The 13,028-nt window shown below is 75.9% G+C and carries 13 protein-coding genes and 1 tRNA gene; 6 read left to right on the top strand and 8 right to left on the bottom strand.

Features of this window, described 5'->3' with window-relative positions; translation table 11 throughout:
- Positions 1–3: 3 nt before the first annotated feature.
- Entirely contained in the window at positions 4–735 is a 732-nt protein-coding gene (locus SK069_RS00245) for an SDR family oxidoreductase (protein WP_319952160.1), read from the bottom strand.
- Positions 732–1,385 (bottom strand): TetR/AcrR family transcriptional regulator, encoded by a 654-nt coding sequence (locus SK069_RS00240; protein ID WP_319952159.1) that lies wholly within the window; start codon positions 1,383–1,385, stop codon positions 732–734. Before SK069_RS00240 ends, SK069_RS00245 begins: the two co-directional genes overlap by 4 nt.
- 83 nt (positions 1,386–1,468) lie before the next feature.
- Here SK069_RS00240 and SK069_RS00235 point away from each other — a divergent pair, with 83 nt between their 5' ends.
- Positions 1,469–2,242 carry an MBL fold metallo-hydrolase gene (locus SK069_RS00235; protein WP_319952158.1) on the top strand — a complete coding sequence of 258 codons (774 nt, stop codon included), beginning with the start codon at positions 1,469–1,471 and terminating at the stop codon, positions 2,240–2,242.
- Positions 2,243–2,272: 30 nt separating this feature from the next.
- Here the strand turns inward: SK069_RS00235 and SK069_RS00230 are convergent, their stop codons facing one another.
- Complete coding sequence (locus SK069_RS00230; protein WP_319952157.1) at positions 2,273–3,517, bottom strand: NADH:flavin oxidoreductase/NADH oxidase family protein; 1,245 nt, start codon at positions 3,515–3,517, stop codon at positions 2,273–2,275.
- 139 nt (positions 3,518–3,656) lie between these two features.
- On the opposite strand from SK069_RS00230, the gene SK069_RS00225 reads away from it, so the two are divergent.
- From SK069_RS00225 to SK069_RS00210, 4 genes are all read left to right on the top strand, one after another.
- Positions 3,657–5,036, top strand: a complete 1,380-nt coding sequence (locus SK069_RS00225; RefSeq protein WP_319952156.1) for a phosphomannomutase/phosphoglucomutase — start codon at positions 3,657–3,659, stop codon at positions 5,034–5,036.
- The gene (locus tag SK069_RS00220; protein ID WP_319952155.1) at positions 5,033–6,067 is read left to right on the top strand and encodes an MBL fold metallo-hydrolase; all 1,035 of its coding nucleotides are present in this window, start codon (positions 5,033–5,035) and stop codon (positions 6,065–6,067) included. The genes SK069_RS00225 and SK069_RS00220 overlap by 4 nt, the downstream gene beginning before the upstream one ends.
- A complete protein-coding gene (locus SK069_RS00215) occupies positions 6,064–6,975 on the top strand; it encodes a glycosyltransferase (RefSeq protein WP_319952154.1) in 912 nt (303 codons plus the stop codon). The genes SK069_RS00220 and SK069_RS00215 overlap by 4 nt, the downstream gene beginning before the upstream one ends.
- A gap of 86 nt (positions 6,976–7,061) precedes the next feature.
- On the top strand, positions 7,062–9,032 hold the full coding sequence (locus SK069_RS00210) for a hypothetical protein (protein ID WP_319952153.1): 1,971 nt from the start codon (positions 7,062–7,064) through the stop codon (positions 9,030–9,032).
- Between the two features lie 47 nt (positions 9,033–9,079).
- Here SK069_RS00210 and pdxT read toward each other — a convergent pair whose 3' ends face one another.
- The 3 genes from pdxT to SK069_RS00195 form a co-directional block, all read right to left on the bottom strand.
- Positions 9,080–9,628, bottom strand: a complete 549-nt coding sequence (gene pdxT, locus SK069_RS00205; protein WP_406628230.1) for a pyridoxal 5'-phosphate synthase glutaminase subunit PdxT — start codon at positions 9,626–9,628, stop codon at positions 9,080–9,082.
- A gap of 95 nt (positions 9,629–9,723) precedes the next feature.
- Complete coding sequence (gene pdxS, locus SK069_RS00200) at positions 9,724–10,608, bottom strand: pyridoxal 5'-phosphate synthase lyase subunit PdxS (RefSeq protein WP_319952151.1); 885 nt, start codon at positions 10,606–10,608, stop codon at positions 9,724–9,726.
- A gap of 132 nt (positions 10,609–10,740) precedes the next feature.
- A complete protein-coding gene (locus SK069_RS00195) occupies positions 10,741–11,616 on the bottom strand; it encodes a MurR/RpiR family transcriptional regulator (protein ID WP_319952150.1) in 876 nt (291 codons plus the stop codon).
- Positions 11,617–11,732: 116 nt separating this feature from the next.
- Between SK069_RS00195 and SK069_RS00190 the strand changes: the two genes are divergently transcribed.
- Positions 11,733–11,805 (top strand) — tRNA-Ile (locus tag SK069_RS00190).
- Between the two features lie 27 nt (positions 11,806–11,832).
- Here the strand turns inward: SK069_RS00190 and SK069_RS00185 are convergent.
- Both SK069_RS00185 and SK069_RS00180 read right to left on the bottom strand, forming a co-directional pair.
- Positions 11,833–12,189 (bottom strand): hypothetical protein, encoded by a 357-nt coding sequence (locus SK069_RS00185; RefSeq protein ID WP_319952149.1) that lies wholly within the window; start codon positions 12,187–12,189, stop codon positions 11,833–11,835.
- A gap of 57 nt (positions 12,190–12,246) precedes the next feature.
- Positions 12,247–12,948, bottom strand: coding sequence for a hypothetical protein (locus SK069_RS00180; RefSeq protein WP_319952148.1), 702 nt, complete (start codon positions 12,946–12,948; stop codon positions 12,247–12,249).
- Positions 12,949–13,028: the final 80 nt, after the last annotated feature.

Below are 13,028 nucleotides of genomic sequence, written 5' to 3'. Positions count from 1 at the left end.
CGCCTAGAGCATCGCCCCGGGCCGCACGAACTGGATCTCCGGCACGCAGCAGACCGGGGAGAGCCGCAGGAGGAACCGGACGGACTCGGCGATGTCCCGGGGGGTCATCATCTCCTCGGCGGCGACGCTCTCCTTCACGAAGTCCGTCATCGGCGTGTCGACGAAGCCCGGGCAGAGCGCCGTGCTCTTCACGCCCTCCGTGCTGAGCTCCTTCTGCATCGACTCCGTCCAGTTGACCACCGCGGCCTTCGTCGCCGCGTAGACGGAGAGCCACGGCTCGCCCTGCTTGCCGGTGATCGACGCCGTGTTGACGATGAGCGAGGAGCCGCGCTCCTTCGCCGCCTCGCGCAGCGCGCCGACCGCCTCGCGGTAGAAGAGGACCATCGAGCGGAAGTTCACGCCCAGCTGCAGGTCGAGGTGCTTCGTCGAGATCTCCCCGACGTTGGCGCCGATGCCGACGCCGGCGTTGTTGACGAGCACGTCGAGGCGCCCGTAGCGCTCCTGGTGCGCGGCCACGACGCCCTTCACCGCCTCCTCCTCCTGCAGCGGCGCGGCGACGGTCTCCACCGCGTAGCCCTTGGCGCGCAGCCCGTCCGCGGCCGCCTCGAGCTTCTCGGGACGGCGGGCGGCGAGCGTCAGGCCGAAGCCCTCCTCGCCGAGGAGGTCGGCGATCGCCAGGCCGATGCCGCTGCTGGCACCGGTGACGATCGCGGCCTTCGGGGTGTCGGTGGTCATGCGGTGGGCCTCTCGGGGTCGTGCGGGCGGTCGGGAGCGGGCGCTGTCAGGATCGCCCGCAGGAGGAAGGTCACCTCGTCGTCGAGCGCGCGGAGCTCCTCCGCGTCGCCGTCGGCGAGGCCGTGGACGACGAGCTCGGTCATCGCGCCGACCGCGGCGAGCGCCATCGTCGGCGTCAGCGGCCGCAGCGACGGCTCGCTCTCGCGCGCCGCCTCGACGACGGCGACGAGCTGCTGGGCGGTCCGGCGGTGCATCTCCCGCCGCAGCGCGATCGCCCGCGGCCCGGCCGCCTGGATCTCGACCGCGAACGTCCGGCTGGCGGCCGGCGTGTCGGCGAGGACGTCGAGGTAGCCCCGGATCGCCCGCCGGACCCGCTCGTCCCACGGCGCCGGCGGGTCGCTCTGCCGGGCCGCGGCGGCGAGGCGCCGCAGGAGCAGCGCGCTGCCGGCCTCGTAGGCGGCGAGGAAGCAGTCGAGCTTGTCCTCGAAGTGCTCGTAGAACGTGCGCTTGGAGACCCGCGCCTCGCGGACGATCTCCGCGATCGTCGTGGCGGCGAAGCCGCGCTCGTCGACGACGACCGCGATCGCGCGCAGGAGGCGGCGCCGCGGGTCGGCGTCGGGGGCGGGCGTCTCGGTGTCGGAGGGGGCCATCGGGCGAACGGGGCCGTGGTACGGTCGCCCCGGCGGGTACCGGACGGTACCAGCCCCGTGTGCCCCCGCTCCGAGGAGCTCGCATGACGCCCGCGCAGTCCGCCTCCCCGTCCGCCGCCTCCCCCGCTCCTCCCCTGCCGCGGCGCACCTCGCCGGTCGCCGACCTCGAGCCCGTCGCCGACGGCGTCTGGCTGCTGCGCGGCGGCTTCAAGCACGCGATGAACGTCGTGCTGATCGAGGACCCCGACGGCGGCGTCGTGCTCTTCGACGCCGGCGAGCGGGGCATGGCGGCGCCGATCCTCGCGGCCGCGGAGCGGCTCGGCGGCCTGCGGCGCGTCGTCCTCGGGCACGCCGACAACGACCACCGCGGCGCGGCGCCCTACCTCGGCGTCCCCGTGCTCTGCCACCCCCTGGAGATCGCCGCGGCCGAGGCCGGGGGCCACCGGGACTACTGGGACCTCCGCGACCTGCCGCTGCCGATCAACGTCCTGCACCGCTTCCTCATGTGGCGCTCGTGGGAGGGCGGCCCGGTGAGGATCGCCGGCACGGTGCGCGAGGGCGACGAGATCGCCGGGTTCCGCGTCGTCGAGCTGCCGGGCCACGCCCCGGGCCTCATCGGCCTCTGGCGCGAGGCCGACGGCGTGGCGCTCGTGAGCGACGCGCTCTACATGACGAGCATGCTCGGCCGCCCGCAGGACCCGGCCGTGCCGGAGGCCGCCTACAACCACGACGGCGCGCAGGCGGCGGCGAGCATCGGCAAGCTCGCCGACCTCGGCCCGCGGATCGTCGTGCCGGGCCACGCCGGGCCGCTGACCGAGGACGTCGTGCCGGCGCTGCGGCGCGCCGCGCGCGGCTGATCCAGGCTGAGCCGGCCGGCCCGACGAGGATCAGCCGCGCTTGCGCCGCAGCGCGCCCCAGCCGTTGTCGACGCCGAGCGCCAGCAGCGTGCGCCAGGCCGGCTCGCGGAGGTGCGGCTCGCCCCCGGCGCCGAGCCGGTGGAGCTGGCGCGTGTGCCAGTAGAGGTCGATCGCGCCGTCGAGCGTCCGCACGCCGATCCGCGGCTGGGCGTCGCGCAGCCGCTCCAGCGAGCCGTCGAGCAGCCCGGCGGGTCCGTCGGGCGTCAGCGCCAGGGGCCGGCCGAGGCCGACGACGTCGCAGGCCCCCGATCCGACGGCGTCCTCCATCGCCGCCCGGCCGCGGAACCCGCCGGTGACCATCAGCGGCACGCCGGGGACGCGGTCGCGGACGGTCTCGGCGTACTCGAGGAAGTACGCCTCGCGCTGCCGCGTGCTCTCGCGCTGGACCTGCCCGATCATCGCGGGCGCCTCGTACGTGCCGCCGCTGATCTCGATGAGGTCGATGCCCTCCTCGGCGAGCGCGGCGAGGACGTCGGCGGACTCCTCCTCGGTGAACCCGCCGCGCTGGAAGTCGGCGGAGTTCAGCTTGATCCCGACCGGGAAGTCGTGCGGGACCGCGGCGCGGACCGCCCGCAGCACCTCGAGCACGAACCGCCGGCGGCGCTCGGCGTCGCCGCCCCACCCGTCGGTGCGCTGGTTCGAGCGCGGGGAGAGGAACTGCGAGATGAGGTACCCGTGGGCGCCGTGGAGCTGGACGCCGTCGAAGCCGGCACGGGCGACGACCGCCGCCGTCGTGGCGTAGCGGGCGACGATCTCCCCGATCTCCCCCTCGGTGAGCTCGCGGGGCCGGACGTAGCCCGGGACGCTCGCGCCGACGGCGCTCGGTGCGACGGGCCGCGTGCCGCCGGCGAACCACATCGCCTGGCGGCCGGGGTGGTTGATCTGGACCCACGCGCGGGCACCGCCGGCCTTCGCGGCCGACGCCCACGAGCGGAGGGCGGCGAGGTCGCGGTCGTCCTCGACGATGACGTTGCGGGGCTCGCCGAGGTGGCGGCGGTCCACCATGACGTTGCCGGTGACGACGAGGCCCGCGCCGCCGCGACCCCACCGCTCGTAGAGGCGCACGAGGTCCGGCGACGGCGCGCCGCGGCGGTCGCCGAGCTGCTCGCTCAGCGCGCTCTTCGCGATCCGGTTGGGCAGGGCGCCGCCACGGGGCAGCTCGAGCGGCTGCGCGAGCTGCGCGACGCGATCGGCGGTGGTCTGCGGCTGGGGCATCGGTCCTCCTCCGTGCCGTCCCGACGGGACGGCTGCCGTCAAGATACCGATCGGTATCCGAAGTTGCTACCGGCGGTCGGAGCGCCCGGCCCGCCCCCGCCGACGGGCCCGGGTCGGGGCACCGTAGGATCCGGCCCTCATGTCCGTCCCGTCCGAGATCTTCAAGGCCTACGACGTCCGCGGCCTCGCCGACGAGCAGATCACGCCGGAGGTCGCCCACGCGATCGGCCGGGCGTTCGCGCACGTGATCGCGAAGCTCGCCGAGAAGCCCGTCGCCGAGGTCCAGGTCGGACTCGGACGCGACATGCGCCTCACCGCGCCGACGCTCGCGCGGGCCTACCGCGACGGCATCGTCCGCGAGGGCGCCTCCGTGCTGGACGTCGGCCAGGTCGGCACCGAGATGCTCTACTGGACCGTCGGCTCGCGCGGCCTCGACGGCGGGCTCATGTGCACCGCCTCGCACAACCCGAAGGCCTACACGGGCGCGAAGCTCGTGGAGCGCGGCGCGCTGGCGCTGTCCGGCGACCGCGGCATCCAGGACATCCGCAAGCTCGCCCAGGACGAGGCGTTCCTCGCGCAGGACCCCGCCGCCACGCCCGGAGCCGTGACCGAGGAGGACGTCTACGCGGCGTTCCAGGCCGCCGCGCTGGCGTTCATCGACCCGGCGAAGGTCCAGCCGCTGAAGGTCGTCGTCGACGGCGGCAACGGCATGGCGGGTCCGATGGTCGGCCCGCTGCTCGAGGGTCTCGGCCTCGACCTCGAGACCGCCTACTGGACGCCGGACGGGAACTTCCCCGACCACGAGCCCAACCCGCTCCTGCCGGAGAACCGCGAGTTCATCATCGAGAAGGTGCGCGCGACCGGCGCGGACCTCGGCATCGCCTGGGACGGCGACGCGGACCGCTGCTTCTTCATCGACGACACCGGCGCCTTCGTCGACGGCGACTTCCTCACCGCGCTGCTCGCGGAGGCCCTCCTGGAGCGCCAGCCGGGCGCGACGATCCTCTACGACTGCCGCGCGTCCCGGGCGGTGGCCGACGTCGTCGCCGCGGCCGGGGGCACGGCGCTCATCAACCGCGTCGGCCACGCGTTCTTCAAGACGCGGATGCGCGAGACGGGGGCGATCTTCGGCGGCGAGGTCTCCGGCCACTACTACTTCGAGGCGTTCTCCTGCGCGGACTCCGGGACGATCCCGGCGCTGCTCATCCTCGAGCTGCTCTCCGAGCGCGGCGCGAAGCTCTCCGAGCTCGTCGGCGCGTACCGGGCGAAGTACTTCATCTCCGGCGAGATCAACTCCACCGTGCAGGACGCCGACGCGAAGATCGCCGAGATCGAGGCGCGCTACGGCGACGCGACGATCACGCACGTCGACGGCGTGTCGATCGACTACGACGACTGGCACTTCAACGTCCGCAAGTCGAACACCGAGCCCCTCCTGCGGCTCTGCCTCGAGTCGCTCGTCTCGGCGCAGGACATGGAGCGCCGGCGCGACGAGGTCCTCGGGCTGATCCGCTCGTGAGCGCCCCCGATCACGGCCCCGGGCACCCCCTCGCCGCGGCGGCGGGCGTCCACCCGATCGAGCTGCCGACGCCGTTCCCCGTCGGCGACGTCAACTGCTGGCTCGTCGAGGACGATCCGCTGACGCTCGTCGACGTCGGCCCCGCCACGGCCGCGGCGCTCGTGGCGCTCGAGCGCGGGCTGGCGGCCCGCGACCGCCGGATCGAGGACCTCGAGCGCGTGCTCCTGACCCACGAGCACGCCGACCACCTCGGCCTCACGGACATCGTCCTGGACCGCTCGGGCGCCGAGCTCGTCGTCCTCGACGCGCTCGCGCCCCGGATGGAGCGGGCCGACGAGCTCTTCCGGCGGGAGACGCGCTTCACCGGGGCGCTCATGGAGCGCCACGGGGTCCCGACCGACGTCGTCCTGGCCCTCGTGCCGATGCAGCGCGCCCACGCGGCGTTCGCCAATCCCTCGGTCCCGGTCGGGCGGACCGTCGCCGACGGCGAGACGGTGGAGTTCGCCGACCGGACGCTGCGGGTCCACCACCGTCCCGGTCACAGCATGACCGACACGATCTTCGTCGACGAGGCGCGACGGCTCGCGATCGGCGGCGACCACCTGCTCGAGGCGATCTCCTCCAATCCGCTCATGGCGTGCGAGCCCGAGCGCCTGTGGCGGGACGAGGCGCCGACCGCCGACGACCGGGTGCGAACCCTGCCGCGCTACGAGGCGAGCCTGTCGGCGACCGCCCGGATGGGCCTCGAGGTCGTCGTGGGCGGTCATGGCCCGCCGGTGACCGACGTCGCGCCGCTCGTGGCCGAGCGCGCGCGGGCCACGGAGCGCCGGAAGGCGAAGATCCACGGCCTGCTGCCGCCCGAGGGGGCCACCGCGTTCGAGATCGGGCGCCGGATGTGGGGCGACGTCGCGCTGAAGTCCGCGTACCTCGTGATCTCCGAGGTCGTCGGCCACCTCGACCTGCTCGAGGCCGACGGCGCGGTCGCCCCGCGGCTCGTGGACGGCGTCGAGCGCTGGCTGCCGCAGCGGTGAGCCCGCCCGTCCACGTCGTCGTCGTCTCCTACCGCACGCCCCAGCTGCTCGAGCGGTGCCTGGGGGCGCTGGCGCCCGACGTCGCCTCCGGCCTGGCGACCGTCGCGGTCGTGGACAACGCCTCGGGGGACGACTCGCCGTCGGTCGCGCGCCGCGCGGGCGCCGACGTCGTCGTCTCGTCCGCCAACCTCGGCTTCGGCGCCGCGGCGGACGTCGGCGCGCGGCGACGACCGGACGCGCCGTGGGTGGTCGTGGCCAACGCCGACGTGGCCGTGCGCCCCGGAGCCCTCCGGCGGCTGCTCGACGCGGCGGAGCGCGACCCGGGCGCGGGCGTCCTCGCTCCGCGGCTCGTGACGCCCGGGGGCGCCGTGCAGCACAGCGTGCACCCCTTCCCCACCGTCCGCTTCAGCGCCGCCTTCGCGCTCGGACTGGTCGAGCGGAGCCCGCGGCTGCGTCGCCAGCTGACGCTCGAGGGATCGTGGGACCCGGCGCTCGAGCGCCGCGTCGCATGGGCCCACGGCGCGCTCCTGCTCGTCCGCGGAGCGACGTGGCGGGCGATCGGCGGCTTCGATCCGCGGATGTGGATGTACGCCGAGGACCTCGACCTGTGCTGGCGGGCCCGCGAAGCCGGCTGGGCGACGCGCTACGTGCCCGACGCCGAGGTGCTCCACGAGGTGAGCGCCGCCACGGCCGCCGCGTGGGGCGACGCGCGCCGTCGCCGGTCCCTCGCGGCGACGTACCGCTGGATCGGGCGCCGCCGCGGGTGGGGTCGCGCGGCGGCCGTCGCGGCCTGCAACGTCGCCGGGGCCGGAGGACGCGCGCTGGCCGGTGCCGCGCCGGGGCGCCGCTACCACGCGGGCTGGGCGGTCGACCACGTACGCGCGCTCGGCCCGCGCGGGTCGCGATGACGTCCCCGCGGGCGGACGGATGGTCCACCCGAGTCACTAACCTGCGCTGATCGGTGAGCGCTAGGTCTTCATCCTCGTCCGGCGGGGTGACCCCGCAGGGCATCCGCGACGCGGACCCGCTCGTGCTCGCGCTCCTCGTCGAGCGCCGCGGAGGACGGGTCCTCGCGTACGGCGACGAGGTCGCCGCGCCCGACCACGCCCTGCAGGCCGCCGCCGAGGCCTTCACCGCCTTCCGGCTCGCCGTCGGCGGAGCGGACGACACCGGGCAGATCGACCCGGAGGCGACGCTCCTGCACGCCACCCGCCACGCGGCGGCCCGGCACGCGGAGAACCCGTACCGGCCGTTCGGGCGGGAGCTGACCGAGCACCGCACGAGCGCGTGCGAGCTCATGCCGCGCCTGCTCGTCGCGTGGATCGAGAGCCGGCTGTCGGTCGGCGACGAGCAGCGGCTCGTCCGGCACCTGCGCCGCTGCCCGGACTGCCGCGCCCTGCAGGACGCGTTCGCGCGCGCCGAGGAGCGCTACCGCACCGCGACGGCGGCGACGCCCGACGCCACCGAGGCGAGCGTCATCGTCAGCACGATGGCGGCGGCGCCGCTCGTGGCGGCCGTGGCGGAGCCCGAGGGGGCCGACGAGGCCGCCCCCGAGCCGGTGGAGCCCCCCGCGCCCGTCGAGGCGCCGGCGGCGGACGAGGCGATGGCCGACGCCGAGGGCCACGAGCCGGAGGCGGCCGACGCGACGCCACCGCGCGAGGAGGCGCCGGCGGCGATCGAGGACGCGCCCGAGGGCCTCGACGTGCCCGAGCCGCACCCCGACGTCGCGCCCGACCCCGAGCCGGACGTCGCGCCCCCCGCTGATCCGCCCGCCGGGACCGCGGCCCCGGTCGCGGAGGCCGCTCCCGAGCCCGAGGAGCCGACCGACGTCGTCGCGTCCGGGCTCGGCGCGGACGAGGCCGCCCCGGCCGCGACCGAGCCCGGACCGACCGTGGAGGAGCCGGTCGACCCGGCCGCGCATCCGCCCGTCGCGGACGTCGACGCGCAGGAGCACGGGAGCGGGTCCCCGTCGCCGCTGGAGCCCGGCACCGCACCGGCCGGCGAGCCGACCGACCCCGAGCCCGAGGACGCGGAGCCGACGCCCTACGGCGGCGTCGAGCGCTCCGACGACGACCTCGGTCCGGAGGAGTCGTTCACCGAGCAGCCGCCCGAGACCCCGGTCGACGACGAGGTCGTCGCGCACGCCGGTCGCTGGGACGACGGCTGGACCCACGAGTTCGAGGCCGTCGACGGGGATCGTCCGGCGGAGGACGACGGCGGCCCCGGCGTCCCGATCGCGTCGCCGGCGGACCCGCTGGGCCCCGAAGCGATCGGCTACGTCGTCCCCGCCCCCGGGTTCCCGCAGCCCGATCCCGTCCCGCCGGCACCGCGCCGTCGCACGCCCGCGCGCTCCCGGCGCGGTGGCGGCCGCGGACCGTCCGGCCGCCCGCTGGTGCCCTCCCGCGGCGACGCGGAGCCCGAGGCGCCCCCGGTTCGGCGACGACGACGGCCCGCCGAGGTCGACGCCGCCCGCGCGGAGGCCGGCGAGGTCGCCCCGCAGCCGGCACCGCCGCGCGAGGAGCCGCCCGCGTCCGAGCCCGAGCCGGTCCCCCCGGCGCGCCGTGAGGATCCGATCCCGCCCGAGCCGCGCGACGACGCGCCGACGACCGCCTGGCGCGTCCAGCCCGACGAGGAGCCGTTCAGCGACCCGGTCCCGGACGAGGAGCACCACGCGTGGGCGCAGGACGACGCGGCGTCGGCGTGGGACGAGCGGCAGCCGAGCCCCCCGGTCTCGCCGGCCACCGTCGAGGGCGGCGGCGCGATCACGGCCCGGCCCGCCGGGACCGTCGCGGTCGTCGTCCGCCAGCTCGGCGTGCCGGCGATCCTGCTCGTGCTCGTGGTCGTGGCGGCGCTGCTCGTCGCGGGGGTGTTCGGGGACGACGGCGATGGCCAGCCGCCGGCCACCACGACGCCGACGACCGTGCCCAGCGACCCCTCCCAGCTGCCCTCGCTCGACCTCCCGTAGGTCGGCGGCGTCCACGGCGCATCGCCCCGGACGGCCGCCGCGGCGGCTCAGGCCCGGCGGCAGCGCGCGACGAACGCGGCGTGGAGCCGGTCGTCGCCGGTGAGCTCGGGGTGGAAGGCGTAGCCCTCGACCGCGCCGTGGCGGACGCCGACGACCGCGTCGTCGACCGTGGCGGTCACCGTCACGGCGTCGTCGGCGTGCCGCACCTGCGGAGCGCGGATGAAGATCGCACGCAGCGGCCCGCCCTCGAGGCCGGAGATCTCGAGGTCCGCCTCGAAGCTCCGCACCTGGCGCCCGAACGCGTTGCGGACGCAGTCCAGCGGCAGGAGGTCGAGGTGCGCGCGGTCCAGCAGGATGAGGCCGGCGCACGTGGCCAGCACCGGCGCCCCGGAGCCGACGAACCCGCGCAGCGGCTCCGCCAGTCCCTCTCGCTCGATCCCGAGCGTCATCGTCGTGCTCTCCCCGCCGGGCAGCACGAGGCCGTCGAGGCCGTCGAGCTGCTCGGGGACCTTCACGAGCCGCGTGCGGGCGCCGGAGCGCTCGAGCGCGGCGACGTGCTCGGCGACGCCGCCCTGCAGGGCGAGCACGCCGATCAGCGGCGCGTCCTCGTCCTCGGCAGCGGAGCGCGCGCGCGTGGCCAGGGGCGGCAGCGCCGCCCCCGGCCACGCGCGCTCGGCGGGCGCCGGGAGGCTCACCAGCCGCGGCCGGCCAGCAGCTCGCCCTCGGCGAGCTTGCGGGCCTCCAGGCTCTGCATCGCCGGCCCGAGGCCCGTCGAGACCTCGGCGATCCGGGCGGGATCCTCGAAGTGCGTCGTGGCGGCGACGACCGCCCGCGCGCGGCGCTCCGGGTCCGAGGACTTGAAGATCCCGGACCCGACGAAGACCGACTCCGCGCCGAGCTGCATCATGAGCGCCGCGTCGGCGGGCGTCGCGATGCCGCCGGCGGAGAAGAGCGGCACCGGGAGGCGCCCCTCGCGGGCGACCCACTGCACGAGCTCGAACGGCGCCTGCAGGTTCTTGGCGGCGGTCATGAGCTCGCCGCCGTCGAGGGTGCCCAGGCGCTTGATCTCGCCGCGGATGCCGCGGATGTGGCGCACCGCCTCGACGACGTCGCCGGTGCCGGCCTCGCCCTTGGAGCGGATCATCGCCGCCCCCTCGCCGATCCGCCGCAGCGCCTCGCCGAGGTTCGTGGCGCCGCAGACGAACGGGACGTCGAAGGCCCACTTGTCGATGTGGTTCGCCTCGTCGGCCGGCGTCAGGACCTCCGACTCGTCGATGTAGTCGACCTCGAGCGCCTGCAGCACCTGGGCCTCGACGAAGTGGCCGATCCGGGCCTTCGCCATCACCGGGATGCTCACGGCCTCCTGGATGCCCCGGATCATCTCCGGGTCGCTCATCCGGGCCACGCCGCCGTCGCGGCGGATGTCGGACGGGACCCGCTCGAGCGCCATCACCGCCGACGCGCCGGCCTGCTCGGCGATCTTCGCCTGCTCCGGGTCGACGACGTCCATGATCACGCCGCCGCGGAGCATCTCCGCCAGGCCGGTCTTCACCCGCGGGGTCGATTCGTCACGCATCAGGCGACCGAGTCTAGAGGCGGCCGCCGGCGTGGACCGGGCCGCCGCCGGGCCACTGGACGCCGGGTGGACCGCCCGCCGCGGAACGCCGACGAGCCCCGGGCGGGGCTCGTCGGGCGAGGTCCTGCGGCGCTACTTCAGGCGGTACGCGCGGATCCGGTCCGCGCGGCTGCCGTCGTTGGCGTAGACGCCCTGCGCGAGCGCCTGCAGCAGCGACAGCAGCGCGACGTGCGAGCGCACGAACGCCGGGCTGTTGGAGGAGTAGAAGAGCGACAGGTGCGCGAGCTGCGCGGCGTCGGAGAGCGTCGCGTCGGTGATCGCGATCGTGCGGGCGCGACGGTGGCGCGCCAGCTGCAGCGAGCGGACGACGAGCGGGTGGGCCCGGCCGGCGGTGATGCCGATGAGCACGGCGTTCTCGTCGAGCCGCGCGAGGCGCGCCCGGGCCTCCTGGGCGTGGCTGGCCACGATGTCCGTCTGGATGCCGAGGAGCATCAGGAGGTGGCGCAGGTAGGTGCCGAAGTACGCGACCTGGTCGGCGGCGACGATGATCACCCGGTCGGCCTTGCCGATCTCGGCGACCGCCTGGTCCAGGACGCTGCGGGAGAGCCGCCGGGCGGTCTCCTCCACGGCCTGGTGATCGGCGGCGATCGTCGCCTCGCCCGGGCTCTGGTCCAGGCCGAACAGCGGCTCGGTGCCGGTCGCGCCGGTCCCGCGAGCCTCGACGCGGCGGCGGTACTCCTCGCGCGCCTGCTCCTGGAGGTCCGGGAAGCCGTGGAAGCCGAGCGCCTGGCTGAACCGGACGACCGTCGAGCTGGACGTGTTCGCGCGCCGGGCGAGCTCCTCGGCGGTCTGGAAGGCCACCTCGTCGAGATGGTCGACGATGTACTGCGCCACGTCCTTCTGCGAGCGCGAGAACTCGTCGAACCGCGACTGGATGTACTCGGTGAGCGTCTGGTGATCGACGATCGGCGCGAGTGCTGTCGTTGAGGAGGAGGCCGTGCGCTTCATGGGCGCTGAGATGTTCCTCGTGGCTCCCCGATCTCCTTCCCGGGTTTCGCAGCGGGTCGCCCGCCGCCCCCTCCCTCGGTCCCGGTGGCGGCGTCCGCTACCTTGCCCTTCGGCACGGGCCGGTAGCTCAATGGTGAGAGCCGCGGACTCATAATCCGTCCGATCCGGGTTCGAGTCCCGGTCGGCCCATGCCACCGGTCCCCTTCGCCGGACCGGTCAGCGGCGCTCGGACGAGGACGCGCGCCGCTCCTCGGCGGCGCGCAGCTTCGCCGTCAGCGCGCTCATGGCGCCCGTGAGCTCGCGCGCGAGCTCCCGCAGGGACGGCGGCTCGGGGACGGGCTCGGCCTCCACCCCGTGGTAGGCGGCGCGCATCTCGCGCGCGAAGCCGGTCGGCCCGGCGGTGATCCGCTCGCGCACGGCGACACCGGCGGCCCGCAGCCGGTCGAGCTCGACCTGGGCGTCGCGCCGCTCGTCCTCGTCCAGGGCGCTCCACCGGCGCTCGAGCTCGCGCGCCTGGGCGAGGCGGCTCTGGGCGCTGCGGGCGAACTGGAGGAACTGGAGCGGACCGGGCATCGGGCGTCGCGATCGCGACGCCCGGATCCTACGACGCCGTCGGTGCGGCGGGCGCGCTCAGCGCGCGGACGGCGCGGTCTCGCGCTCGCGGGCGGGCCCGGCGGTGTCCCCGACGAGGCCGAGGCGGACGCGCTGCCGGTCGACCTGCGCCAGCGCGCGCTCGTAGTCCTCGATCGAGCCGAGCGGGCGCAGCCACTCCGGCAGGCGCCGGGCCTTGCGAGCGACGGGCTCGGCGAGGCGGACCGGCTCCTCCTCGATCGGCTCGAGCTCCTCGACGACGTGCTCCTGGTCCAGCGCCGTCCGGCCCTGGGACGCCCGGTGCTCGGCGATCGCGTCGGCCAGCGACGGAACGCCGTCGGCCACCCGGGCGCTGCGCCGGCGCAGCGCGCGGTGCTCCGCCACGACGGCGGAGAGCGACACGTCGGCCGCCGTCTCGTCGGCGGCCTCGATGCTCGCCTCCAGGTGGTGGGCGAGGATCCGCAGCTCGCGCTCCGTCGCCTTGCGCGAGCCGCGCGACGGGGCGTTCGTGAACCGGTCCCACGTCCGCGCGAACGCGAGGAAGCTCGTGCGGCCGCCCCGGCGGTGGGCGGCGAGCATCGGGCAGACGCCCCCGTCGCGGTCGGTGTAGGCGCCGACGATGATCGTGTCGCGGCGGACGCCCTCGAGCATCGCGCGCTTCGTGTGCGACGGCAGGCAGTCGATCGTGCGACGCAGCTCGGCGATCGCGGTGGAGCGGGAGGGGCGGCGGAGGGCGGTCATCTCAGGTGCGCTGACGTAGAGTGCCCGACGGGCACGGCGGCTCCGCGCAAGGTAGGGGCCCCCGTCGTCCACGACAAGCG

It is taken from the genome of Patulibacter brassicae (assembly GCF_033949425.1).
In the GTDB taxonomy this organism is placed as follows: Bacteria; Actinomycetota; Thermoleophilia; order Solirubrobacterales; family Solirubrobacteraceae; genus Patulibacter; species Patulibacter brassicae.
The sequence above is the reverse complement of the archived record's forward strand: the minus strand, read 5'-3'. Positions and strand labels throughout refer to the sequence as shown.